Annotated in this window: 1 pseudogene; it reads left to right on the top strand. The window is 74.8% G+C overall.

What is annotated here, in order from left to right:
- Positions 1-500, top strand: a pseudogene (locus tag ACI780_RS24385) (IS481 family transposase); the annotation flags it as partial.

Genomic DNA, 500 nt, shown 5'->3' with positions numbered 1-500 from the left:
CCGCTCCAGCCGGCCCCACACCAGCCCGACCAAGACCGATCCGGCCACGACCAAGCGGATCGTGTCGCTGCGGCTGCGCAAGCGCTGGGGCGCGCACCGGCTGGCCGCCGAGACCGGCGTGGCGCCCTCCACCGCCGGCGCGGTGCTGCGCCGCTGCCGGATCCACCGGCTGGCCCGCCTCGACCGTCGCCAGCGAGCCGTGACCCGCTACGAGCACCCCGCACCCGGCGAGTTGCTGCACGCCGATGTGAAGAAGCTGGGCAACATCCCCGCCGGCGGCGGCTGGCGCTTCCTGGGTCAGCAGGCCGGCAAGGCCAACCGGCACCACGATGGCGGCCGCGCCCGCAACCGCTACCGCAATCCGCTGATGGGCCACGGCTTCATCCACGTCGTCCTCGACGACCACTCCCGCACCGCCTACGCCGAGATTCACGAGGACGAGACCGGTCCCACCGCCGCCGCCGTGCTGCACCGGGCGGTGGCCTGGTTCGCCGCCCGCG

This window comes from Geodermatophilus sp. SYSU D00814 (assembly GCF_054050055.1).
This window is presented reverse-complemented; position numbering and strand designations above follow the sequence as displayed.